At 33.9% G+C, this 23,334-nt stretch carries 26 protein-coding genes; 19 read left to right on the top strand and 7 right to left on the bottom strand.

Features of this window, described 5'->3' with window-relative positions; translation table 11 throughout:
- Positions 1 to 18 precede the first annotated feature (18 nt).
- The 5 genes from BAU27_RS29730 (at position 19) to BAU27_RS29710 (ending at position 4,038) form a co-directional block, all read left to right on the top strand.
- The gene (locus BAU27_RS29730; RefSeq protein ID WP_071772950.1) at positions 19 to 843 is read left to right on the top strand and encodes a DUF2785 domain-containing protein; all 825 of its coding nucleotides are present in this window, start codon (positions 19 to 21) and stop codon (positions 841 to 843) included.
- Between the two features lie 132 nt (positions 844 to 975).
- Positions 976 to 1,962 (top strand): alpha/beta fold hydrolase, encoded by a 987-nt coding sequence (locus tag BAU27_RS29725; RefSeq protein ID WP_071746432.1) that lies wholly within the window; start codon positions 976 to 978, stop codon positions 1,960 to 1,962.
- A gap of 34 nt (positions 1,963 to 1,996) precedes the next feature.
- Positions 1,997 to 2,668, top strand: a complete 672-nt coding sequence (locus BAU27_RS29720) for a response regulator transcription factor (protein ID WP_071772949.1) — start codon at positions 1,997 to 1,999, stop codon at positions 2,666 to 2,668.
- The gene (locus BAU27_RS29715; protein ID WP_071772948.1) at positions 2,665 to 3,660 is read left to right on the top strand and encodes a sensor histidine kinase; all 996 of its coding nucleotides are present in this window, start codon (positions 2,665 to 2,667) and stop codon (positions 3,658 to 3,660) included. Before BAU27_RS29720 ends, BAU27_RS29715 begins: the two co-directional genes overlap by 4 nt.
- Before the next feature lie 63 nt (positions 3,661 to 3,723).
- Positions 3,724 to 4,038 (top strand): DUF3892 domain-containing protein, encoded by a 315-nt coding sequence (locus tag BAU27_RS29710; RefSeq protein WP_071772947.1) that lies wholly within the window; start codon positions 3,724 to 3,726, stop codon positions 4,036 to 4,038.
- An 86-nt stretch (positions 4,039 to 4,124) separates the two neighbouring features.
- Here BAU27_RS29710 and BAU27_RS29705 read toward each other — a convergent pair whose 3' ends face one another.
- On the bottom strand, positions 4,125 to 4,565 hold the full coding sequence (locus BAU27_RS29705; protein WP_071746428.1) for a YaiI/YqxD family protein: 441 nt from the start codon (positions 4,563 to 4,565) through the stop codon (positions 4,125 to 4,127).
- 81 nt (positions 4,566 to 4,646) lie between these two features.
- Positions 4,647 to 6,089, bottom strand: coding sequence for a MocR-like pyridoxine biosynthesis transcription factor PdxR (gene pdxR / locus BAU27_RS29700; RefSeq protein WP_071772946.1), 1,443 nt, complete (start codon positions 6,087 to 6,089; stop codon positions 4,647 to 4,649).
- A gap of 124 nt (positions 6,090 to 6,213) precedes the next feature.
- On the opposite strand from pdxR, the gene BAU27_RS29695 reads away from it, so the two are divergent.
- Positions 6,214 to 7,125, top strand: coding sequence for a DMT family transporter (locus BAU27_RS29695; protein WP_071746426.1), 912 nt, complete (start codon positions 6,214 to 6,216; stop codon positions 7,123 to 7,125).
- A gap of 18 nt (positions 7,126 to 7,143) precedes the next feature.
- Here BAU27_RS29695 and BAU27_RS29690 read toward each other — a convergent pair whose 3' ends face one another.
- Entirely contained in the window at positions 7,144 to 7,611 is a 468-nt protein-coding gene (locus BAU27_RS29690; RefSeq protein WP_071772945.1) for an NUDIX hydrolase, read from the bottom strand.
- 96 nt (positions 7,612 to 7,707) lie between these two features.
- Here BAU27_RS29690 and BAU27_RS29685 point away from each other — a divergent pair, with 96 nt between their 5' ends.
- From BAU27_RS29685 to BAU27_RS29670, 4 genes are read left to right on the top strand one after another with little or no spacing between them, the layout of a single operon-like run.
- Positions 7,708 to 8,109: a DUF3980 domain-containing protein gene (locus tag BAU27_RS29685; protein WP_071772944.1), complete on the top strand. Its 402-nt coding sequence runs from the start codon at positions 7,708 to 7,710 to the stop codon at positions 8,107 to 8,109.
- 17 nt (positions 8,110 to 8,126) lie between these two features.
- Positions 8,127 to 8,597, top strand: coding sequence for a GNAT family N-acetyltransferase (locus BAU27_RS29680; protein ID WP_071746424.1), 471 nt, complete (start codon positions 8,127 to 8,129; stop codon positions 8,595 to 8,597).
- 47 nt (positions 8,598 to 8,644) lie between these two features.
- A complete protein-coding gene (locus BAU27_RS29675) occupies positions 8,645 to 9,535 on the top strand; it encodes an AraC family transcriptional regulator (RefSeq protein ID WP_071772943.1) in 891 nt (296 codons plus the stop codon).
- A 24-nt stretch (positions 9,536 to 9,559) separates the two neighbouring features.
- Positions 9,560 to 10,501, top strand: a complete 942-nt coding sequence (locus BAU27_RS29670) for a serine hydrolase domain-containing protein (RefSeq protein ID WP_071772942.1) — start codon at positions 9,560 to 9,562, stop codon at positions 10,499 to 10,501.
- Positions 10,502 to 10,719: 218 nt separating this feature from the next.
- On the opposite strand, the gene BAU27_RS29665 is transcribed toward BAU27_RS29670, so the two are convergent.
- Together BAU27_RS29665 and BAU27_RS29660 are read right to left on the bottom strand one after the other, a co-directional pair.
- A complete protein-coding gene (locus BAU27_RS29665) occupies positions 10,720 to 11,475 on the bottom strand; it encodes a CPBP family intramembrane glutamic endopeptidase (RefSeq protein WP_071772941.1) in 756 nt (251 codons plus the stop codon).
- A 105-nt stretch (positions 11,476 to 11,580) separates the two neighbouring features.
- The gene (locus tag BAU27_RS29660) at positions 11,581 to 12,147 is read right to left on the bottom strand and encodes a TetR/AcrR family transcriptional regulator (protein ID WP_071772940.1); all 567 of its coding nucleotides are present in this window, start codon (positions 12,145 to 12,147) and stop codon (positions 11,581 to 11,583) included.
- 146 nt (positions 12,148 to 12,293) lie between these two features.
- On the opposite strand from BAU27_RS29660, the gene BAU27_RS29655 reads away from it, so the two are divergent.
- Positions 12,294 to 13,052, top strand: a complete 759-nt coding sequence (locus tag BAU27_RS29655; protein WP_071772939.1) for an SDR family oxidoreductase — start codon at positions 12,294 to 12,296, stop codon at positions 13,050 to 13,052.
- A gap of 321 nt (positions 13,053 to 13,373) precedes the next feature.
- The gene (locus tag BAU27_RS29650) at positions 13,374 to 14,405 is read left to right on the top strand and encodes an SDR family oxidoreductase (RefSeq protein WP_071772938.1); all 1,032 of its coding nucleotides are present in this window, start codon (positions 13,374 to 13,376) and stop codon (positions 14,403 to 14,405) included.
- 155 nt (positions 14,406 to 14,560) lie between these two features.
- Here the strand turns inward: BAU27_RS29650 and BAU27_RS29645 are convergent, their stop codons facing one another.
- Positions 14,561 to 15,949 carry an erythromycin esterase family protein gene (locus BAU27_RS29645; RefSeq protein WP_071772937.1) on the bottom strand — a complete coding sequence of 463 codons (1,389 nt, stop codon included), beginning with the start codon at positions 15,947 to 15,949 and terminating at the stop codon, positions 14,561 to 14,563.
- Between the two features lie 385 nt (positions 15,950 to 16,334).
- Between BAU27_RS29645 and BAU27_RS29640 the strand changes: the two genes are divergently transcribed.
- Together BAU27_RS29640 and BAU27_RS29635 are read left to right on the top strand one after the other, a co-directional pair.
- The gene (locus tag BAU27_RS29640) at positions 16,335 to 16,802 is read left to right on the top strand and encodes an NUDIX hydrolase (RefSeq protein WP_071772936.1); all 468 of its coding nucleotides are present in this window, start codon (positions 16,335 to 16,337) and stop codon (positions 16,800 to 16,802) included.
- 22 nt (positions 16,803 to 16,824) lie between these two features.
- Positions 16,825 to 17,469, top strand: coding sequence for an alpha/beta family hydrolase (locus BAU27_RS29635; protein WP_071772935.1), 645 nt, complete (start codon positions 16,825 to 16,827; stop codon positions 17,467 to 17,469).
- Between the two features lie 51 nt (positions 17,470 to 17,520).
- Here the strand turns inward: BAU27_RS29635 and BAU27_RS29630 are convergent, their stop codons facing one another.
- Entirely contained in the window at positions 17,521 to 19,464 is a 1,944-nt protein-coding gene (locus BAU27_RS29630; RefSeq protein WP_071772934.1) for an elongation factor G, read from the bottom strand.
- A gap of 264 nt (positions 19,465 to 19,728) precedes the next feature.
- Between BAU27_RS29630 and BAU27_RS29620 the strand changes: the two genes are divergently transcribed.
- The 5 genes from BAU27_RS29620 to BAU27_RS29600 all read left to right on the top strand — a co-directional run bounded on the left by BAU27_RS29620 (position 19,729) and on the right by BAU27_RS29600 (position 23,327).
- Positions 19,729 to 20,157 (top strand): MarR family winged helix-turn-helix transcriptional regulator, encoded by a 429-nt coding sequence (locus tag BAU27_RS29620; protein WP_071772933.1) that lies wholly within the window; start codon positions 19,729 to 19,731, stop codon positions 20,155 to 20,157.
- Positions 20,158 to 20,175: 18 nt separating this feature from the next.
- Positions 20,176 to 20,814, top strand: a complete 639-nt coding sequence (locus tag BAU27_RS29615) for a nitroreductase family protein (protein ID WP_071772932.1) — start codon at positions 20,176 to 20,178, stop codon at positions 20,812 to 20,814.
- A gap of 38 nt (positions 20,815 to 20,852) precedes the next feature.
- Positions 20,853 to 21,146: a putative quinol monooxygenase gene (locus tag BAU27_RS29610; RefSeq protein ID WP_071772931.1), complete on the top strand. Its 294-nt coding sequence runs from the start codon at positions 20,853 to 20,855 to the stop codon at positions 21,144 to 21,146.
- 142 nt (positions 21,147 to 21,288) lie between these two features.
- A complete protein-coding gene (locus BAU27_RS29605; protein WP_071772930.1) occupies positions 21,289 to 22,221 on the top strand; it encodes an AAA family ATPase in 933 nt (310 codons plus the stop codon).
- Complete coding sequence (locus BAU27_RS29600; protein ID WP_071772929.1) at positions 22,218 to 23,327, top strand: DUF58 domain-containing protein; 1,110 nt, start codon at positions 22,218 to 22,220, stop codon at positions 23,325 to 23,327. Before BAU27_RS29605 ends, BAU27_RS29600 begins: the two co-directional genes overlap by 4 nt.
- Positions 23,328 to 23,334 lie beyond the last annotated feature (7 nt).

The raw sequence follows: 23,334 nt of genomic DNA, 5'->3' as shown, positions 1-23,334 counted from the left end.
TTTAAAGGGGATAAAAAAATGACAGAAGTACTAGAACTAAAAGAAGAACTACTACAAATTAAAAATAATAATTATGCTGTACCAGAAGACGTAGATGCATATCCATATGCGCAGTGGATGCTAGATTATATCGGATCACCGGATGCTGAATTACGCGATGATTTAATTTATAGTACGCTTCACAAATGGATTACAAATGATGTGTTTAGACAAAAAGAGTTACGAGGATTAATGCTGCAAGCAATTAGCCCTGATTATTTATTTTATAAAATTGGCGAAAAGGGAACAGATTCTGTTTTTAAACGTGCATTCTCTGTATTAATTCCACCACTTATTTTATCTGTTCATGAAAGAGAACCACTGTTATCTGAAGAACAACTGTACAGTGTGGCAGAACAAGTGCTGGAATATGTATATTTAGAAGAAGATGTAAGAGGCTACGTAGAAGGAAAAGGCTGGGCACACTCTACTGCACATGCAGCAGATGCACTCGATGCTTTAGCACGTACAATCCAAAATCGTGAGTTCTCATATGCAATACTAGCTGCCGTTCGTCAGAAGGTCCGCTTACATGACTACGTATACATTCACTTTGAGGATGAAAGATTAGTAGCACCAATTATGTCGTTACGTAACCAAAATCTTTTAACTGAAGAAGAGTGGAGCAACTGGTTACATAGTATAGCAACTGTTGAAGACATCCGACATCCGCAGCATGCTATTTTAGTACAAAATATTAGAGCTTTCTTAAGAAGTTTATATTTTAGAGTTTTAGAGACAGAGGGTAGTACAGCCTTTACAGATGATATATTGGAGACTTTGAAGGATTTGCGTAGGTATTAAAAAGGCATTTGAATTGGAAAATTTAAAAGAAATCCATACTTAGAAACAAAGAGAAAATATTAATTTCAAAAAGTTTATTAGAAATTTATTTTTACATTGTACCCTTTCAGTATAGGCTGAAAGGGGTGTCAAATGAAAAAATTATTGAAGATAGTAAAGATTATATTTTTTGTTTGTAGTAGCATTATTTTTCTTGGATTAGGCGCTGTATTTATATATCATAACTATCAATTAAGAATGGAATCGAAATTAATGAACAATGAAGGGGAACTTGTTAATTTCAATAATAAAAAAGTGAATGTTTATAACGAGGGGAGCGGGAAGGATACGTTTGTATTTATGGCCGGATCTGGAATTGCCGCTCCTGTTTATGAATTGAAAGGATTATATAGTGAATTTTCGAAAGAAAACAAGATTTCTGTAATTGAGAGAGCTGGTTATGGATACAGTGATGTTTTTCATGATGATAGAGATATTGATACGATATTAGAACAAACGAGAGAAGCGCTTATTAGAAGTGGAAATAAACCACCCTATATTTTAGTGCCACACTCTCTATCGGGTATTGAGGCTATTTATTGGGCACAAAAATACCCAAGTGAAGTAAAAGGGATTATTGCGTTAGATATTGGTTTACCTAATCAGTACGTAACTCATAAAATAGACGAGCTTGATTCATTAAGAATAAAAGGAATGAATATTTTAACGAAAATTGGTTTTCAGCGATTAGTTCCTTCTATTACTTATAATCCCGAAGTAATTCAGCAATCCTTTTTAACTGAACAGGAAAAAAATATTTATAAAGCGCTCTCATATAAACAAGCTTTTAATGATGATATGAAGCAAGAACTTTTACAAAGTTACAATAACAGTAACAAATCTAATTCCTTATCATTCCCAAAAGAAACACCAATTTTATTTATAGATGCGATTGCTAGGGAAAATAAAAACTCGAAATATACAAAGCAAAAAAACAAAGATTATGAGGAGTTTGCTAGCAAGTTATTGATAGCTGATGTGAAAAAAATTGAAGGTACACATAGTATTTATTTACACGCTCCTGATGAAATATACAAACTTGCTACGGATTTTATTAATAATAAAGTAGTGAAGAACTAAGCTATTATTATTTTAGTGATGGAAGGTCTACATAATGAAAGAATATAACATATTAATTGTTGAAGATGATTTGATGATAGGAGATTTATTACAAAAAATTTTGCAGCGTGAGAAGTATAAAGTGTATTGGGAGAAAGAAGGAAAGAATGTTCTTGATGTAATTCATGAAATAGATTTAGTCATAATGGATGTTATGTTACCAGGTGAAGATGGTTATCAAATTACAAAGAAAATAAAAAATCTAGGATTAAATATTCCAATCATATTTCTATCAGCTCGGAATGATATTGATAGTAAACTAAAAGGTCTTACCATTGGACAAGAATACATGATAAAACCTTTTGATCCTCGAGAATTATTGTTAAGAATTCAGAAAATGTTAGATAATCAATATGGTACTTTCACGCAAATTAAACATTTATTTATAGATGCAGAATATAAAAGGGTTTTCATTAATGGTTTGCGTGATGAAGTTGTGTTTACAGCGATTGAGCGTAAAATATTTTTCTATTTGTATGAAAATAGGGATAGAATTTTAACAAAAGAACACTTCTTTGGTTACTTATGGCAACTCGAAGATAGAAATCAAAATATCATGAACGTACATATAAAAAAAATCAGGGCCAAAATCGATGATAAAACAGGTGATATTATTCAAAATATTTATGGAGAAGGGTATAGACTAAATACCTATATGAAAAAATGAACTTAAAGAAAAAATATCAGTTACTACTATTCTCCGCTATTATTAGCGTACCATTGTTATTGTTGTCGATTAGTATCTTTGTATCAGTTATTTATAATGCTGCCTTTAAAACTAAAAATAAGAACATTCCTTTTCACGAATCCTTTGCATACCCTACTATGTTAATCATTTTTTTATTATCACTATTAGTATTAGCTTTTGTATTTTCAAAATCGATTAACACAGTATTAAATAAAATTAATGTATTAAATCAAACGATTCGAGATTTAGCTAGTGATAAAAAAATCCCTAATATAATAGATGTCAAAAGTGATGATGAGATGGGAGAATTGATTAGGTCAGTAAACTTGCTTATAGAAAGAACGACTTATCGAGAATTAGAATTACGACAACAAGAACAAATAAAAAAAGAGCTATTAAATAAATTACAGCATGATATTAATACACCCTTAACAGCGGTTAGATTACAATTATATTATTTAGAAGGCGAATACGAAGAACAAGCAACAGTACTTGAATCACTGTATGAGCAGATACAATATATAAGTGATTTAACTAACGAATTTAATATTCAATCTACAGAGACATTAGAGAATACTTATATTGTGAATGATGAAGTGAATATACATAATTTAATAGAAAATATGATTAAAAAATGGAGCTATTTGTATAGCATTCATAAAATTGAATTAGTATATAATCCACAAGATAAAGAGTTGATATGGGATAGTAATGAGTTATGGATTCAAAGGCTATTTGATAATATTTTTCAAAATGTTCTTAAACATTCACAAGCTAAAAAACTCAAAATCATTATAGATGAAGATATTGTTTCCTTTAGAGATAACGGGATTGGGTTTGATATAAATAAAAAAGGAACGGGACTTGGTTTGAAAAATATTGAAGATATATCAAAGATGTTCGATATAAAATACACTTTACAATCCAATAGTGAGGGGACTATGTTTTCATTTGAAAATACTAAAGTTTAGAGAAAAATACATAAAACCAATACCTCCCAACCATACTAATAAAATGTGTTGGAGGTGAATTTTATGGACAAAAAAGACTTTGAAAAAGTTTATAATGATTACTTACATCAAGGAGAAGAGCAAGCTCAATTTGAAATAGGCCATGAAGTCAATTCAGGAGTAGAACAAATTGTTGCCGTTCGTAAAAATGATGATGGTGATTTAATAGCGTTTAAAACAAGTAGCGGGAGAGAGTTAGATTATATTACTGCTATTAGTGAAGTAAAATCAGGGAAGTTAGCTCATATGGACGTATTTCATAAGTATGGTAGGGATATTATACGTAGTGAACCTGATGGAATAAAGGAAAATAACTTAGATAATTTACCTTCATTTTAAATGGGTAAACCTCAAGAAGAGAATGTTCATTTGGATATTCTCTTCTTTTCTTTGCAAAGTGTTCTCTACAAATAGAAGGTTCATCTCTAACGTGAAATTACACTTTTAAAGAGCTCTCTAAATTTCTCTTTATCTTCTGCTGTAAATGGTTTTGGACCTTTTGTACGCTTACCGCTTTTTCGAACCATTGCACTTAAATAACGTGTTTGTAATAATTGGTCAATGTTTTCATTCGTATACTTATAGCCTTTATGGTGTAGAACGATACAGCCTTTTGCTAAAGCGAGCGAAGCAAGACCATAATCTTGTGTTACGATTAAATCTTCTTTTTTTGCTAACTGCATAATTCGGTAATCCGCAGCATCCGCTCCAGAATCAACATAAATTGTTTCCACACCTTTTGGCTGCTCTGCATTAGAGTAATGAGAAAAGCTAGTAACGAGGGTAACAGGAATTTCTGCATTCGTAGCTTCAAAAATAATCACATCTTTTACAGGACAGGCATCTGCATCAATGTAAATTTTCATTTTTATCACTCCTATAAATAGATTCGAGTTGATGATAATGGTAGAATTTTCTTTTGTCAAACGATACAGCTTTATTTAAAGTTATTTTTCACATACCAAAATAGCCTCACGCAAACGAGAAATACCTTCCTCAATTTGATCAATATTCACTTTTCCATAAGATAAACGTATATAACCATCTTTCGCGCCGAAAATACTACCTGGCATAAAAGAAATTTCTTGTTTTAAGCTTTGCATAATAAGTTGTTTTTCGTTTATCGGTTCGTTTAATTTTCCCCATATGTAAATACCACCAGTAGGGTTTGAAAAAGAGATTTTATCATGAAGTTGCTCGTTTAGGGCGCGCACGATAATGTCTCTTTTTTCTGTCAGTTGTTTTCGTAACGGTACGATATGCGACTGGAATGGGACAGTTTCGAAAAATTGTTGCATAAGCCACTGCGGGAATATACTCATTCCTAATTCCATTTGGTGCCGTGCGTCGGATAACCTCTCGACTACTGACTGCGGGGCGACAAGCCAGCCAACTCGTAAACCTGGCGCAATCATTTTTGATAAGGAATGTACATAAATGACTGTTCCATTTTCATCAATCGATTTCAAAGTAGGGCAAGGTTGTTTATTTTCTAGCGTAAGTAAACTGGACGGATCATCTTCAACAATCGCAATTCGTAAGTCTGCGCAAAGTGATAAAAGTTTTTTTCTTCGATTTGGATGAAGCATCGTTCCCGTAGGATTTTGGAAATTTGGATTTAAAAAGATCATTTTAATACGATGCTTTCTATACAACTCTTGCACATCATCTGGATTAATACCGTGCTCATCGACAGGTAATGGGAAAATACGAATACCTGCTGATTGGAATAACGGTAATGAATAACAGTGTGAAGGACTTTCAAAAGCGACTGCATCACCTGGATTTAATAAGCATTGTACGATTAGGTGGAGTGCTTGCTGGGCACCAGATGTAATCATAATGGATTGTTCAGTCGCTTCGATTTTTAAATAATCTTTCATATATTTTACTACCGCTTGCCTTAGCGGGAGATACCCTTGCGGATGATCGTAACTTAATGACTGTGTTAACGGTTGTTCTCGTAAAATCGTTTGTAGTTGATCGTGAGGATAGAGATTACAACCGAGCTCTCCGTTGGCAAAATCTATCATGTTTTCATTTTGTTGTACTTCTGCCCGAATATGGCGAAGTAGCGGTAAGTTTGGTAAAAAAGTACCACCTTCTACGAAACCTCTCCAGTTCGGCGTTAATGTTGGAGAAACGCCCCACATATGTGTACTTACACGTGTACCTTTACCAGTCGTACTTTCTACAATTCCCATAGCGCGAAGTTCATTATAAGCAGTCGTTACCGTACTTCGGTTTACATTTAACTGTGTAGCTAATTTCCGTTCTGAAGGGAGGAAGCTACCTGGGGGAAGCTCTCCGTATGTTATACGTTTTTCAATAAAGTCAACAACTTGCTGATAAATTGGGATTTTACTGTCGTTATCTAGCTTCCATTCCATACAAACGCCTCCGCAAATCTTATATACATCAAGTATAACAAATTGGCTGGGTAAAAAAACAGCCAATTGGACGGTGTTTTATCCAGCCAATTTTACTATGCTAAATAGGGAAGGGGAGATTCGGATGAAACGATGGCAAATGGAGTGGCTCCTAGTATCAGTTGCATTAGTATGGGGAGCAAATTATACAATTGGAAAGTATGGCGTGGCATTTATGTCATCCATTCAATTTAATAGTTTACGATTTTTAGTAGCATCACCGGTATTATTACTTATTACATTTATGATGGAACGCTCATTACGTATTGAAAGAAAAGATTGGTTACGATTATTAGCAGTCGGTATCGTTGGAACGACGATGTATCAAACGATGTTTATGCTATCTGTGAAATATACTTCAGCAACGAACGCCTCATTATTAATTGCGATGTCACCGATTTTTACAGGGATATTAGCAGTATTACACAAACAAGAACGCTTTTCGATGAAAGTACAAATTGGTTCAATAATAGCCTTTATTGGTGCAGCATTTGTTTTATTAACAGGGCATACGGGAGGAGCTACTTACGAATATGCATGGCTCGGAAATGTAATTGGATTAGTCGCAGCAATTGCGTGGGGATGGTATCCAATTTTAGCGCAACCTCTCATTACAAAATACTCTGCAATGAGAGTTACATCATGGTCTACATTAATTGGAATTGTACCGCTAGTTATATACTGTTTATTCAATGTAAATACGTTAACGTGGCCAGTAGATATGCCAAGCTGGGGCTCTCTAGCATATTCAATCGTCTTTGCGACAATCTTCGGACTTGCCATGTGGTATGTCGGTATTAGTAAAATAGGTTCAACGAAAGTAATGGTTTATATGTATCTTGTACCATTATTCGCAGTTATCTTTGCAGCTGTAACAATCGGAGAGGAAATCAATATGATGCAATTAGTTGGCGGTCTTATTATCTTCATCGGTTTATATGTAGTCAAAAAAGGCGGAATCAAAAAGCCTGCTCTCAATTTGAAAAAAGTAAGCTAAAGGTAAAAAGGATCCCTTTCATATAGAAGGAGATCCTTTTTGTTTTTGTAATAAAAGCGCTTGTTCAACAGCCCATTTTTGATGATCATGAATTAAAAGCTCTATAGCATGTAATGGAGACACCCACTTTAAAACATGATCTTCTTCACAGTTATCGGTTTGTTTCTGTACCATGTTTGCAATGTAAAAGAGCCCATCGTTTAAATAATATGTATCTTCCTTTTCCGCATAAAAATATCGTATTGCATTACCGATATATTGATCAATTTCAACAGCCCATCCTAATTCCTCTAGTAGTTCACGATGCAAACATTCATCTTTTGTTTCGTTACCTTCCATACCGCCACCAGGTAAAAAGTAACGATCTCCTTTTTGGATAACAGCCACTTTTGAGCAAGTATCGTTAAAAATAACCGCATAGCAACTAGGTCGTAATACATACTGTTCAGTGGGCTTTTTATAACCAAAAGTAAGTTTAGACATCATAAAACACCTCATTTCTCTATAAAATACATAAAAGGAATATTAAGGTAAATACAGAATTATATAAGTATAATCTTACGAGATTGGAGTGATAACAAAATGATAAATCGAAAGTGTTCACGATGTAAAGAAATAACAGGTACGTTGCATGGTGGTAAAAAAATTAAGGAAGAATTTTTATGTGAAGACTGTTTGCAAAAAGGAATTGCGAGCGGAGAGATCGAATTATCACAAGTGGAAGAAGAACAAACTTCGTATCTTTCTATAAAAATATTAAAAATAATGAGTGTGATTTATTTAATAGTATCTATTATAACCGCTTTTTCTACTGGAGCACTTATACAGGATCCAGGGCTTGGTGGAATATCATTTTCAATAACAGGTGCAGTTGGTGTTATGGTAATTGGATCGATATTCCAGTCTGTGCTTGTATTTTGCGGGATATGGGTATTCATTCTGTTAGTCGAAACGGTTATTAAAATATATGAAAAAATGAAGTGAGTGAGAGGGAGAAATACATGCGAGTAAGAAACATTCAAGGGGAAGATTATGTAAAGATTCATTCTGTATTAAATGATTGGTGGGGCGGGAGAAACATGGCTAATATGTTGCCGAAGCTGTTTTTCGTTCACTTTCAAGAAACGAGTTTTATCATTGAAGAAGAGGGAGAAACGTTAGGTTTCTTATGCGGATTTTTTTCACAAACATATAAAGATGAAGCATATGTTCATTTTATCGGTGTAAATCCGAAGTTTAGAAGAAGAGGAATCGCGTCGACATTGTATTCTTATTTCTTTGATGCCGCTCGTGCAAACAATCGTAAAGTTGTAAAAGCAATCACATCACCAGTAAATAAAAAATCGATACAATTTCATCAAGAAATAGGCTTTCGAATTGAGGCTGGGGATGATGAAATAGAAGGTGTATCCGTACATACAAATTATGATGGAAACGGCGGGAGTAGAGTTTTGTTTTTAAAAAATGTGTAAAGTAGGCTGACGTAAAGTTAGCCTTTTTGTTGTGAGGAGATAGGAGTATGGAGAGTAAACAAAGTAGAAATGAGTATTTAAGACGTATACATACAGTTCAAGATTATATAGAATCCAACATAGATAGTTCACTATCCATTGAAGAGTTAGCCGATGTAGCAGGATTTTCAAAGTTTCATTTTCATCGGATTTTTAAAGGAATAGTAGATGAGCCGTTATCACGATATGTAAATCGATTGAAGTTAGAAAGGGCAACACATCTACTTACATATCGCATCGACATGACGATTACAGATATTGCGTATCACTTCGGATTCACAGATTCAGCAGTTTTCTCCCGAACATTTAAAAGTCATTATGGTGTAAGTCCGTCTCAATATCGAAACCACAATAGCAAGAATTGCAAAGACGTAAGTGAATCTTCTCAATACAATGAATGTAAGAAGGTTCGAGGGAATGTTGAAATTGTAACAGCGAACAATATAAACGTCGCATACATAAGACATATCGGTACATATGGAGAGTTAACTATAGCGTTTCCGAAAATGATAGAAAAACTATTTCATTACGCAGTTGAGCAAAACTATCATGTATTTGAGGATACGAAAGTATTAACCATTTACCACGATCATCATGAATTTACTGAGGACTATCATTTAAGAACAAGTTTATGTATAACAATTCCAGATGAATCCGCAATAGAAACGAACGACATAGGAATAATGGTAATACCTTCAGGCAAGTATGCAGTAGGACATTTTGAAATATTCCAAGATGAATATAAAGGAGCATGGGATTTCTTATACGGTGAATGGTTGCCAAATAGCGGATATAAACCGAGAGACTCGTATCCATTTGAAGTGTATAGAAATGATCCAAAGCAGTATCCCGAACATAAACATATAGTTGATATATATGTACCTATCGAACCTTTTTAATTATAGGTTAAAGGGGAAGGAATAATGAAAACTGCTGAAAAGTTAGATCAGATTATAAAAGAAGAATATGAAAATGTTAATGGAATGTTAGTGGTGCAGAAAGGTAATGTTATTTTTGAGAGCTATTATAACGGCTACAGTATAGATGATGCATTTCATGTAGCGTCAGTTACAAAAACGATAATCTCTGCGCTAATTGGGATATGTATAGATAAAAGATATATAAAGAGCGTTGATCAAAAAGTAATAGAGTTTTTCCCTGAATATAAACTTAAGGCATCTGAAGTAACAGTACGCCATCTTCTAACAATGACAGCGCCATATCCTTTTGTAGACTGGCAGGAACCGTTAGAAGAATTATGTACACAACAGGATTGGGTGCAGTATACACTCAATAGAATCGGAAAAGGAGGAGAAATTGGACCTTTTAAATATTCGTCCGCAGGAGCGCATTTACTATCAGCAATCATTACGAGCATAACAGGTAAAAGTGCTCGTGAGTTTGCGAACGAACACCTATTTCAGCCTATCAGTATGAGAGAAATTCCAAACTACAATATGAAAGCATTTGAATTCGATGACTTATTCGGAAAAGATGTAAAAGGATGGGTTCACGATCCAAATGGTATTTCGACGGGCGGCTGGGGACTTACGCTAACAGCTAGAGATATGGCGAAGTTTGGCCAATTATATTTGAGTAATGGTACTTATAATGGAAAGCAAATTCTTTCGAAAGCATGGGTACAAGAATCAATAGCGATGAATTCAAATCGATATGGTTACTTATGGTGGTTACGAGAAGAAGATGGAATCTTTTCATACTGTGCAATGGGTGATGGTGGGAATGTGGTTTGTTGTATACCGGAGAAGGAATTGGTGGTGGCGATTGCATCTGAAATTGTACCAGAAGCGGGGGATAGATGGAATTTAATTAAAGACTGTATCCTTCCTTATTTAAAAGATTAAGATGTGTATTTTTATGAAAATGAGAATAAAAGATTTAGTTATACTTGTTTTGTTCTCCATGATAGAAGTAAGTGTTGTGAGAAAGAAGTCGTTAAATTAAGATTAGAAAACTTCAACACCTATACGATTATTGAATAATTGCAAGGTGTTGAAGTACTTATGAGTTAATTAAGGTACATTCAACTGCAAGCTGAAACACCTTTTTCTGTTATTGTAAATTATTCTTTAACTTTTCGATGTATAAGGTATATCATGCCAAACACAATTGCCAGCAAGATAAATTTAGTTAATTCCATTAGGCTAATATTGCACTTGGTTGCCACTCCATCTGTTAAATAAAATACATTAAACATACCATGTAAAATTGTAGGTGTTATTACAGAACGGCTATACTCTCTCGTATAGGTCAAAATTATAGATAATATAAATAATAACGAGAGATAGCTAAATATTCCTACAATCCATAACTCATAGTTCTTATAAAAGAGTGCTACTGGTAAATGCCATAAAGACCAAAGCGATGCAGTAATGATTGCTGTTTGCGTTAATGAATATTTTTTTCGTAAATGGTAATGAAAATTTCCACGCCATATGATTTCCTCTAATAATGCAGAAAAAGATCCAACTGTAAGACCAACAAGCAAGAGAAATCCTAATTCATTCCAATGATTATATAAGAACTTTATATCATAAATATAAAAATAAAAATGGAGACATTGTCCTAGAAGTAGTGGGAATAATATGGAGAAAAGGAGTGTTTTTATTTTGGGACGTGAAATTCCAAATGTATGAACTATTTTTTGTTTCTTATATAATTTCTGATATAAAATAACAGCTAAAAGCGGAACAACCATCGTAAATCCTAAATAGTTACGACCATTTTCTATGTTCAGTAAGATAATATATACAAGCGATGTGAGACAATAAATACATAATGTAGAATGATAAACTATGTTTCTATTAATATTTTTCACCTACCTAAGTATATATAAGTTGTTAATCGAATATCCGATATTTTAATTATATATGAAATGAAAATAGACGGAATGAAAAATTCCATAAAACAACTTTGTTTTAAATTAACCGTCTACTCCTATATTTAAAAATTGAACAAGTTGATCATTTAAATAACTTGTATTATAAGAAAAATCATTTTGATACCACTCAATAATGATGCCAATAATCGCATTCGCTTGGTAGGAACAATAAAGTGAATGGTTCACTCCTTCTTTAAGCAAAGCCTCTTTATCGTGAAGTAACAAATGCTTTATTTCCTCGAAAAATAAATAATAGTACATTAAAGGAACCTTTTTTGAAAAAACAATTCTATAGAAAGTTTTATATTTTTCGATATGATGAAAAATCCGAATTGTAGAAGGATCTAATTTACTAGTTTTCAATACTGATACGTAGCGATAAGGTTCTTGATAAGAACGTGTCAAATCTGCTGTAATTTCTTTAAAATACTCCTCAAATAAATCTTCTACTTGTTTATAATGCAAGTAAAATGTACCACGATTTATTTTTGCTTTTCTGCAAACTTCTGAGATGGAGATGACTTCTAAAGTTTTTTCGTTTAATAATTCTAACAATGCGTTATGTAACGCCTCTTTTGTTTTCACAATACGCATATCTGTACGCATCATTTTTTTCACCTCTTATTGGACACATTTCGTACGATGTGTTAATTATTGAACATTTATCGCTTTTTTGCTCATTGTAAGCGCTCTTTTATATTATTATAATTTTTATTGAACAACTGTGCAATAAAAGATAAAGGGGGCCGTTTCAGATGAGATTAAAAGGTAAAGTAGCAATTGTCACTGGTGCTGCGTCAGGCATGGGGAAAGCAATTGCAGAAGGTTATGCAAAAGAAGGAGCAAAAGTCGTTGTATCAGACTTAAACTTAGAAGGGGCTCAACATGTAGTACAAGGAATTAAAGCTACAGGTGCAGAGGCCATTGCAGTTCAAACAAACGTTACCTCTGATGAAGATATTCAGCGCCTTTTCGATGAAACAAAACAAGCTTACGGGAAATTAGATATTCTTGTTAATAATGCAGGTATCATGGATGGAATGGAGCCTGTTGGTGAAATTTCAGACGAACGCTGGGAGAAGGTTTTCTCTGTGAATACAGTATCTGTAATGAAAACAATGCGTATTGCAGTGAATCTATTCTTGGAACAAGGACATGGTACGATCGTCAATAATATTTCTGCAGGTGGATTATACGGTGCACGTGCTGGTGCTGCTTACACAGCATCTAAACATGCAGTCGTTGGCCTAACAAAAAACACGGTCTTTATGTATGCTAACAACAACATCCGTTGTAACGGTATCGCTCCTGGAGCAGTCATAACAAACATTGCTTCTACAATGACAAATATGAGCGAATTTGGTGCAAGCCGCCTGGCATTAGGTATGGCAATTAATCCACGTGCTGGACAACCAGAAGAAGTTGCACAACTGGCTATCTTCTTAGGCTCAGACGAAGCTAGTTTCGTAAACGGACAAGTGATTTCTGTAGACGGCGGCTGGACTTCATATTAATTTTAATTCAAACCTATTAGCTATCAAGCTTAAAAAAATAAGTTCGATGCCTTTGCATCGGACTTATTTTTCGTTGTTGATGGGGAAGTTGTGCGGAGTTAAAGAATTAATGAACAGAATGAGAGTTAGCAATTTAATTAAGATACATATAAAATATAATTACTTTTTAATTTAGAAACCATCTTGATTAATTTTTCAAAATGGTCTCTTTTTTGCTTATAGAATTAAAATTAAAGTAAAACAACAGATCCACCGTAACTTTTCACAACAAAAAATCGTTAAACATTAGAAAGGATTTTTAATCGCGAATGGGGGAGAACCATGAAAATTCTAATACTAGGTGGTACACGTTTTTTAGGAAGAGCATTTGTAGAAGAGGCTTTAAAGAGAGGGCATGAAGTTACATTATTCAACCGTGGAACAAATAAAGAAATTTTTCCTGAAGTGGAGCAGTTAATTGGTGACAGGAATGACGATGTATCAAGTTTAGAAAATCGAAAATGGGACGTTGTCATAGATACATGTGGATTTTCTCCGCATCACATTAGAATTGTAGGAGAAGTATTAAAAGATAATATAAAACACTATATATTCATCTCAAGCCTTTCCGTGTATAAAGACTGGATTCCCCACCACATAAAAGAAGACTATACATTACAACCTGAACCACCGGCTGATCAAATCAAGGCTGTAGAGAATGGTGAAATATCTCCTTATGAGCATTATGGTGCGCTTAAAGTGTTATGTGAAAAAGAAGCAGAGAAGTATTGGCCAGGGCGTGTTTTACATGTAAGAGCAGGACTTCTTTCGGGAATGTTTGATTATACAGATCGGCTTCCATACTGGATTCAGCGCGTAGCAAAGGGTGGAAAAGTGTTAGTTCCAGGAAGGAAAGACCGTCCAGTGCAGTTCGTTGATATAAGGGATGTTGCGAGTTTTGGACTAAACATGGCAGAACATAATAAAGTAGGTACATTCAATGTAACAGGACCGAATGATACATTGGCGATGGAAGAACTATTAAATACGTGTAAAGAAGTTACGAATAGTGATGCTGAATTCGTTTGGGTTGATGAATCATTTATGCATGAGAATAAAGTACAGCCATGGACGGAGATGCCATTATGGCTTCCTGAAACTTTTTCGTTAGAAGGTGAAACGAAGCCATGGAAAGGTGGATTTTCTATTAGTGTCGAGAATGCTGTTAAAGTAGGGCTTACTTTTAGAAGATTAGAAGATACTGTTACAGATGTGTATGAGTGGATGAAAGAAATGGAAGAAAGGGGATTAAAAGCAGGTATTTCAGGTGAGAGGGAGAGAGTATTATTAGAGAAGTGGTGTAACGAAGGGTAAATAAGGGTGTTTTCAGAATGATTTGATTTTAAGGGGTGGTATAATTTATTGTATATAGCTTTATTCTAGGAGATATTCTATTAATTTCTAAACTATAGTAATTATTATGAATAGAAAAGAGCACACTTATTCATAGCGAAAGTGTGCTCTTTTCCTTACTTATATTGTGATGGCGAAATACGTTCTAGCCATAGTATGCCATCGTATTGTTCAATTGGCTTCAAAATTTCTTCAAAGTCTTTATCACCCCAGTGTCTTGCGGTAGTAGGAGTAAACATCCAAGATGTTTCTGGACGATTGCGTTCTCCTTTCAAATTGACAAATACATTAGAGTTTTGAGATGTTCGTAATATATTCTCGATACTTTGTTCAGCATGGTCTGTATCTATAGGGACTATTTTATCAAGTTCAGTACTATCCCAACTATTTCCGCTATATGCATATACGCCAATTGTGTACATTTGATCTTTTATCTGTTGAGGTAAATAATCAATCATATTGGGCGCTTTAAAATTGTATTGTTCGTATTTGGTCCAATCGAGTATCATTTTTGAATTTTGTTTTCGGATATGATAGTTATGTCCCCATACAATGATTTTTTTATTTTTGTATTGAATATCACTTAACCAAGCTAAAGATTGTCCCATCTTTTGATCTCGAATATAAAGTGATAGATCTGTAAGTTTAAAGTTTGTTGGGTAAATAAAGTTTTTTTCTTTTACAGTAGCATCTTGGAGTGTTTTAATTGTATCAATGCGTATACTGATAGTCTTTTCTAATAGATTTACATCGTATGTATTTGATGGAGCTATCTTATTTAATTCGGTTTTATGTTGTTGAACAAACGCTTTAATTTTTTCATATTTCGCTATTACTTGCTGAACGTCCGCTTTATATTGTTCGTAGGAGTACTTATTATCTACAGGTGCAATTTTCTCCTCTATATTGAGTAATTCTTTATGAGCTATTTCTATATCATTAGCAATTTCAGGATTAATTTTTTCTAACCATTCTTTTGCAAACTCAGGGAAATAAGAATACCACCTGAATTGAGCATCAAACCCTGTTAATATAAGAGGTGTTCCTTTTTCTTTTTGATCTTTTATATATTGAAATAGCTCTAAAATTTCTTCAGTATGCCAAACACCGTATAAAGATTTTTTCATGGCCTGCAAAGCAGTTAATTGATCGAGGTTTTGATTTACAGCATTTGCCTCCGCAAATCCTGTTTCAAATGCAATAACATCATATCCCATCTCTTCATGTAAATACTTAATCATACGTACTTTTGATTGGTTTATTTCTTTAGCCCCATGTGTACTTTCACCAAGTAGAACAATTCGTTTATCCTTTGCTTTTTCTTTTAAAAAGGATAAATCTTCATTTGTTTGTGCATTTGGTTCGTTCAACTTTTGTGCATTTTCCTTTATCCACTCTTCCCATTTTGGCTGATCTTTCGGTTTCTCTTCAGCAGAAATCACAGATGTAAATGTTGTAAAAGCAAAAAGAGAAGTAATCATTCCTATTTTCAATTTAGTAAACACATATTTCCCCCCATGAAACAATTTTGTTATTTAATACGGTAGATATATCCAAATATCTACTTTTATTCCACATATTTATATTAATTGGTAAAAACAAAAGAAACAATATAAAAATTAAGAATATTCAACCTGTTATTATGGGATGAAAATTATTATTTTTATTCATTACAACGAGTTAGTTAGCAAAAACTAATGAATAAATAGTTAGAATAGTGTTTTTTATCTAAAAATATCGAAAGACATGAGTGGATTTAGTAATCTTAATTTATAAATAATAGTGTGTAATTAGGTAAAATGCTTGTGAAAATAGTTTTTTATTGTACATACTTGCAATTACAATTGTTTTATCTCTTAATCCAAAACTATATAAAGGTGGTAAAAAATAGTGGATCTTACGTTTAAAGTAGAGAAAACATGTTTTAATTACCGAGTCGGAGCAATTTGTAAACAGAGTAATAAGATTCTTATTCAGCAAGGTGACGGTGAAGATTTTTGGTACGTACCAGGCGGAAGAGTGAAAATGCTAGAAAATAGTGAAGATGCGTTAAAACGAGAGCTTGCAGAAGAACTAGGTGTTCCTATTAAAGGGAAGAGATTAATATGGTCAGTAGAAAATTTCTTTACACTTTCTGAGCGAAAGTTTCATGAGATTAGTTTTTATTATGAAGTAGATCTGCATGAATTGCCTGCAAATGGAGCGGATCAATATATTTTGGAAGAAGAGGGTAGAACGTATTTGTTTAAGTGGGTGCCAGTAGAAGAATTACATGCATATAACTTACAGCCAGCATTTATAAAAGAGAAAGTAAAGGATATAGCAGTTCATACAGAACATATCGTTTTACAAAAGTAAAGGTATTCGGAGGGAGAAAAGGGTGAAGGGAACTAAAAAAGAGGTACATATAAATGACAAAGTAATTCATTACACACATATCGAAAAAGGTTCTAGTACGGTTTGCTTTATGTTCTCAGGTTCAGGTTACAATTATGATAAACCGTTATTTTATTATGCAACGATGTTAATGCTTGAACATAAAATAGATGTAGTGCATATTCACTATTCTTACGATGAACAGGTAATGAATGAACCAATGGAAGAAGTAGTGCAAATAATGATGGATGATATTGATCCTGTAATGAATGAAGTGTTGAAAAATGGACGCTATAGCAATTCAATGTTTTTAGGAAAATCACTTGGAACAATTCCAATCGCAAATGATTTAATGAAGAGAGAGGAATACTTACAGTCAAAAATGATATTATTGACACCTTTACTAACTCTTGATTCCATTTTTGATTCAATGTTACATAGTCGTCACGAAGGGCTTATAGTAATTGGGGATAAAGATCACCAATACAATGTAGATCAAATTAATCAATTACATAAAACGAATTTAAGAATTGATGTTGTTAAGAATGCGAACCATTCTTTAAATGTTGGGGAATATGAAACAGAGAATTCAATTGAAGCTATAGCAAAAGTAATAGAAAAACTTAGAGAAGTTGTTAGGACAAACTAATTTAAGTTTCAATACATGCAAAAAGAGGTGCAATTTGCACCTCTTTTTTATTTAATAAGCCTTCAACACATGAAGCAAATAATCCTTTCGATTCAGCGGATTAAAGTCAACACGTTTTCGAGTAGGGAAGGGAGCCTTCAGCTTTGTGAAACCAGCTGGCTTCGTTGTGAAGATTCCTTCTCCTTCTGTAAATGAATGGAGCATTCGTTTAAAATTCTCCGTTTTCGCAACAGGTAATGATCCTGTTAAATGGTAGGAGTCATTATATAATAAAGGCTCTGCAAAAGTTGCTGGAATGGCAGCTAGTTTATACATTGCAGTACTAATTGTGTGCTCTGGGACAGTTAATTCAAATTCGTTTAATGGTTCAAACACATATGTTTCAGCTTGCTTTAAAGCATTCATTAAAACGAGCGGTGTTAAGTTTCTAAAGTCACTCGCTGTTGTAACAGGACTAGCATAATCAGTATGTGTTAATGTGACTGAAATGTCCGTAACTTCCCATCCGTATAATCCCTGTTTTAACGTTTGAAATACTGTATCTTCAATCGCTTTATGAAACGCTAAAGGTAATGATCCAAGTTCAACGCCTAAGTTATACGTTATGCCAGAGCTAAGTTCACCCCGTTCAACTTTGAAACCGATTGTCGCGTAAAATGGATTCGTTTTTTCGCCCATTACTTCAACGCTATTACCTAAGCCAATTGGTTTTTCAATACATACAACTCGCGTGTTTGAAAAGGTAACTTGTAGACGGTATTTTTCATAAAGTGTTGTTTCAATAACTTCTTTTTGCACTTCACCGAAAAGACGAATATATAGTTCATTATGAACATCGTCTTTCCACACTTTAATGAGAGGATCTTCTTCGCATAGTTCCATAAGTGCAGCGTATAAATCATGAATTCGCTCTTTTGCTAATACATCAATTGCAGCTTCCATTTGCGGTTCAGCAAAGTGAATATCTTTTATATAATCCGTCCGTTCACCGATAATATCACCAATTTTTATATCACTTAGTCCCCACACTTTGCAAAACTCTCCACTTTGAACAGTAGAAGAGTGAACGGTATCTCCATTATGAAACATGCACATTTTTTTAATCTTTTCTTTATGTGATAGAGACTCTCCACGCTGTATATCAACATATTTTCTAACGTGTAAACTACCTGAAAAAACTCTTACGTAAGCAATCTTTTCGCCAGAAGGTTCACGTTCAATTTTAAAAACAACACCGGATAATGTTTTATCTTGCGCCGGTTTATTAACTGGAATTAGGGCCGGAAGTTTTTCAAGTAGTTCAGTTACGCCCATACCTGTCATTGCTGAACCGAAAAAGATTGGATAAACATTTGCTTGTTGTATTTGTTTTTCTAGTTCTTTTCTTAATAGTGCGTCCGGGAGTATTTCGTTATTTACATATGATGCAAGCAATGACTCGTTATATGGTGCTAACAGTTCCATACAATCGTCATATGATTTATATTCAATAATCCGTGCTTCTTTTGTTCCTTCGTTTTTTACAGAGTAGAAGGGGCATGCTTCATTTGAAAGAATCTCTTTTATGTGTTTCACAACTTTTTCAGTATTTGCGCCACTACGATCAATTTTATTAACAAATAAAACAGTCGGTATGTTTAGTTTCTGTAGTGTTCGCATTAAAATCTTCGTTTGTGCTTGCACGCCTTCAACGGCAGAAATAACTAAAATCGCACCGTCTAAAACGCGGAATGATCGCTCCACTTCAGCGATAAAATCAGCGTGTCCAGGTGTATCAATGACATTTACTTTTAAATCATCAATAAAGAAAGAAACGGCAGATGCTTTAATCGTAATTCCGCGCTGTCTTTCTAATTCCATTGAGTCAGTTTGCGTACTTCCGCTATCAACTCGGCCAATTTCTTTAATCACATTCGTTTCATAAAGAATACGCTCAGTCAAACTCGTCTTGCCAGCGTCTACGTGCGCGACAATCCCTATATTTATTGTTGTCATATGTGAATATCCTCATTTCATTTTCCATTTTTAATTCCTCATTTCTATTTGTGTATTGCCGCATTACAATCACTCTCCAGTCATTTAAATTATTACTATTATAATGTAATTCCCATTTTTTGTAACGCGACAAGGCGCCTTAATTTGGAAAAATATAAATGAAAACAAAATGCTTGCATTCTAAATCGATATAGATTATATTAATTGACATATCAACTATTGATACATCAAACGTTTTTATATTGGATGTAAAGGAGGGGTAATTTGACAAGTTCATGCTCAAAAGAAGCGATAATTTTATATAAATTACACTTTCTAAATAAAGAAGTAAGTTCGAAGTTTGAAGGGTGTACCGGTATGAGCCAGTCTCGATTAGAGCTTATACTTCAGTTATATGAAGTAGGTGAAATTAGTCAAAAAGCACTTCAGCAAGAAGTGAATATTGATAATGCTGCGATTACGAGGCATTTAAAACAGCTGGAAGCAAACGGAATGATTACAAGACGTAAAAATCCAGATGATAACAGAATTACGTTAGTTTCTCTTACAGAAGAGGGACGAAATAAAATTCAGGCGTTTCAAGAGGAAAAAGAGCGTTTCGCAGCATCTGCATTTAAAGGGTTAAGTGAAGAAGAACGCGATAATCTTTTAACGATGTTAGATCGCATTCAAGAAAACATAAAAGAATTATAAAAAAGGGAGAATACAACTATGACAAACTTACTAAAAACAAATGATTTTAACGAAATTTTAACAGGACGCCGTTCAATTCGTAAGTACGATCCTTCAGTGAAAATTAGCAAAAAAGAAATGACAGAAATTCTTACAGAAGCAACACTTGCGCCATCTTCAGTGAACATGCAACCATGGAGATTTTTAGTAATTGAAAGTGACGAAGCGAAAGCAACACTTGCGCCACTTGCGAAATTCAATCAATCTCAAGTAGAAACATCTTCAGCAATGATCGCTGTATTTGGTGACTTAAACAACTTTGATAACGCAGAAGAAATTTACGGTACAGCAGTAGAGCGTGGTTTAATGCCAGCTGAAGTAAAAGAAGATCAAATGAAAAAACTTTCAGGTTACTTCTCTATGGTTACACCAGAAGTAATGAAAGATACGGTATTAATTGACGGTGGTCTTGTAGCAATGCAATTTATGCTAGCAGCTCGTGCTCACGGCTATGATACTTGCCCAATTGGTGGATTTGAAAAAGACCAAATCGCAGAAGCATTCGGATTAGATAAAGAGCGTCACGTACCAGTAATGTTAATTTCAATCGGAAAAGCTGCTGACAGTGGTTATCAATCAGTACGTCTTCCAGTTGAAAAAGTTGCTGAGTGGAAGTAATTTTAAAGAAATAAGTGGAATATGAGAGGGGAAACACCATGATTATTATTCACGCAATATTTCAAGTAGATCCAGCAAAACAACAATCATTTTTAGAGGAAATTCAGCCACTTCTTCATGGTTCAAGAGAAGAAAGTGGAAATGTATCTTATAATCTTAATAAAGATACAGAAAAAGAAAGTGTTTATACGATGGTAGAAGTATGGAAAGATGAAGCAGCAGTTGCGAGTCATAATACGAGTGAACACTTCACATCTTTCGTTAGCAAAGCACCACAATTTTTAACTGCTCCGCTTGATGTAAAAGTTTATAGTGGAGAGTTAGTAAAATAATAAGGTAGAAAAAGATGACTTTAGCGTGTTGCTGGGGTCATCTTTTTTATTTTGATAGGAATATATTTACTTCTAACGTAATGTGCTATAATTCGGGAAAAATATTCTTAATTTTATAAATATTTGAAGGTGGTAGTGAAAAATGAACATATTAAAGAAAATCACTAACAATATTTCGAAGGTTATTATAGGGAAAGATGAATCAATTGAGCTGACTGCAATAGCTCTTATAGCAAGAGGACATATTTTATTAGAAGATGTACCTGGTACGGGAAAAACAACATTAGCAAAAAGTTTGGCAAAAAGTGTGGACGCTAAATTTCAAAGAATACAATTCACAGCGGATACTTTGCCTGGGGATGTTATTGGTCTTGAATATTTTGATGTGAAGGAATCGGATTTTAAAACGAGGTTAGGACCGATTTTTGCAAATATAGTATTAGTGGATGAAATTAATCGGGCTGTACCGAGAACACAATCTTCGTTACTCGAAGTTATGGAAGAACGTACTGTTACGATTGCGAAACAAACGCATTCATTACCAGAACTTTTTTTAGTAATTGCAACGCAAAATCCTCTTGAATCTGCTGGTACATTTCCTTTGCCTGATGCTCAATTAGACCGATTTTTACTTACGATTCGCCAAGGTTATCCTACGAGAGAAGCTGAAAAGGAAATGATGAATCGGTTTCAAATGAATGATCCATTAGAAACATTACACTCTATTATTTCAAGTGAAGAAATTATTATAATGCAAAAGCGTGCAAGAGAAGTGTTAGTAGGGGATGATGTGCAAGATTATCTCCTTGAAATAATTGAAGCAACTCGTAAACATGAGTTAATTGAAATCGGTGTAAGCCCGAGAGGCACATTGGCATTTATGAGAGCAATTCAAGCACGAGCAATATTAAATGAAAGAGATTATTGTACACCAGATGATATAAAGCTACTAGCAACATCCGTTTGTGCTCATCGTTTAACACTGACGATTGAAGGGGAAATGAAAACGACGAAAGAACAAATTATTAAAGAAATTCTTCATACGATCGATGTGCCAGTGGAGAATGTACGATGAAGCAACAACTTGTGTATACACCTTTAGCGGAGCCTTTCATAATAGGAGTTATGTCAGTTGTAGCCGTTATTTTATGTATATTTTCAAGTAATCTACTGTTTTTATCTCTCGTATTTTTGTATTTAATTTTAATAGGTGCTGCGCATGTATACATACGGAAAGTATCTCGTATTTACTGGGAATACGATCAAGGGAATTCGAATGTTTTTATTGGTGAAACGAACACTTGCAAAATAATAATTTCAAACAAATCGATTTTCCCTATTTTTAATGTTGTATTTCGATTTAAATGTGAAAATAAGCTAACTTGGGATCATGAAGAACTAAACAAAAATCATAGTACAGGTTCAAATTATTATATGAATTTCAATATAAAAGGAGGAGAGTCAGTTTCATTTGATTTGCAAGCTGTAGCTTTAAAAAGAGGAATCGCGAAATGGGAAGAAGTTGAAATTGTTATTACTGATCCCTTTGGATTCATAACGAACCATATAACATATAAACAAGTTGATACGCCGTCCTATTTAGTTTTACCAGCCGTTCCGAAAATGCAAGTTCCTGAATTACAAGAATGGTCACGGGGATTTCGAAAAGCGATGTCTTCACCGCTATATGATGAGACGAAAGTAATGGGCGTAAAATCTTATGAAAATGAAGATTTTCGTTCCATCCATTGGAGTGCAACAGCGAAAACAGGAACGATAACTGCGAAAAAATATGAACGAACACAATCTGATAAATATGCGATCTATCTCAATTTACAAAATAAAAGTGGCGTTTCTTTACGAAATGATATTGAAGAGCTTATTGAATTAACCGCAGGTATAAGCAAACAACTGCTCATGCAAAACTGTTCATTTGAAGTATGGATCAATAGCGTAAAAGATAATGGATTGTTACATATAAAGAACGGCGATAATCGAAAACATTTGCAGAATGTATTAAAAATACTTGCCTCAATATCGGACCAAGATACGCCTGTATCATCTTCTTATTTTTACACTGCTGGCTTTCGTCGTAAGGAACTGGATGCAGTTCCTTTAATTCTTGGTACTTCACCAAAGAAATATAGTAGAACGAATAAATGGATTGTAATTAAAGAATAAGAAGGGG

The sequence above is a fragment of the Bacillus sp. NH11B genome, assembly GCF_001884205.1.
Taxonomy (GTDB): Bacteria; Bacillota; Bacilli; order Bacillales; family Bacillaceae_G; genus Bacillus_A; species Bacillus_A proteolyticus.
This window is presented reverse-complemented; position numbering and strand designations above follow the sequence as displayed.